This is a genomic window from Syntrophomonas sp. UBA1041 (assembly GCF_002316705.1).
GTDB lineage: Bacteria > Bacillota > Syntrophomonadia > Syntrophomonadales > Syntrophomonadaceae > DTU019.
Genome location: NZ_DCEA01000058.1, coordinates 2,766 through 3,406 on the forward strand (window position 1 = coordinate 2,766; position 641 = coordinate 3,406).

General features: G+C 52.1%; 2 protein-coding genes. Both read left to right on the top strand.

Features of this window, described 5'->3' with window-relative positions; translation table 11 throughout:
* Positions 1–130 precede the first annotated feature (130 nt).
* Entirely contained in the window at positions 131–484 is a 354-nt protein-coding gene (locus tag B2633_RS08465; protein ID WP_483170168.1) for a NifB/NifX family molybdenum-iron cluster-binding protein, read from the top strand.
* The coding region (locus B2633_RS08470) for a nucleotide-binding protein (RefSeq protein ID WP_483170171.1) at positions 481–641 on the top strand (161 nt) is incomplete at its 3' end. The genes B2633_RS08465 and B2633_RS08470, both read left to right, overlap by 4 nt.

The following is a 641-nucleotide window of genomic DNA, read 5'->3' on the forward strand; positions in this document are numbered from 1 at the left end:
CAGTGCCGGGCCGACGCCTGCGGCATTCCCGGCTCGAAAACGGATTTGGCCGCTGTTTTATACGATAGTCCCATGCAGACCTTTTCACACGGATAAAAAGCGCAATGCATGCATGTGAGGTGGTGGAAATATGTCCTGCCGGGTGGCCGTGGCCAGCAGTGACGGAAAAGTGATAAACCAGCATTTTGGGAGGGCTGGACAGTTTCTCGTTTTTGATTTGGAGGAAAAAGGTCCGGAGTTTTATGAATTGCGTAAAACAGTTCCCCTATGCGGGAGCGAAGCAAACCATGACAATCTCCTCCAGCATACCGTTCAGAGTCTGTCCGACTGCCGGGTGATCCTGGTCAGCCGGGTGGGGCCGGGAGCCGAAGAAGCTTTGACGCAAGCGGGTATTCAGGTCTTGGCCATACCGGGACTTATTGAGCCGGTGCTGCGCAAGCTGCACCATTATTTACGCAATCAAGACAAAGAAAATCAGAGGTGAACGAATTGGCGAAGAAGATCAAACAGATTGCTATCTACGGCAAAGGGGGAATAGGAAAATCCACTACGACTTCCAACATCAGCGCCGCTCTGGCCAGGGAAGGCTTTAAAGTGATGCAGTTTGGCTGCGATCCCAAAGCCGACTCCACCAATACTTT

Coding starts and splice junctions, on each gene's coding strand:
- B2633_RS08465 (WP_483170168.1), top strand. CDS start 131: ATGTCCTGCCGGGTGGCCGTGGCCAGCAGTGACGGAAAAGTGATAAAC.